The 258-nt window shown below is 58.1% G+C and carries 1 protein-coding gene; it reads right to left on the bottom strand.

Annotated elements, in window-relative coordinates:
- Nucleotides 1–258 (bottom strand): hypothetical protein (locus SB679_RS25155; protein ID WP_410705048.1); only part of this gene is annotated, 258 nt, incomplete at both ends.

Genomic DNA, 258 nt, shown 5'->3' with positions numbered 1-258 from the left:
CGGAAAACAGCAGAATGCCGAGCAGCTTCACCTGCGTCATATGGTAGACGACCAGCGCTATACCGATGAACAGGCCAATCCGGTAGATGCAGACCGCGATGGCATAGAGAACGACTGTTGGGCGCCGACGCCAGGGCCAATCCTCGGGGCATGGCGCCTGGAGGTCGAAGAGGATCTCCCGGATCGACCAGCGGAAGAGAGCAAAGCCCCTCGGCTGCAGGTTTGAAATCCTCCAATAGTCGCCCAGCAGATAATAAC

This window comes from Chryseobacterium sp. SIMBA_029 (assembly GCF_046535275.1).
Lineage (GTDB): Bacteria > Bacteroidota > Bacteroidia > Flavobacteriales > Weeksellaceae > Chryseobacterium.
The sequence above is the reverse complement of the archived record's forward strand: the minus strand, read 5'-3'. Positions and strand labels throughout refer to the sequence as shown.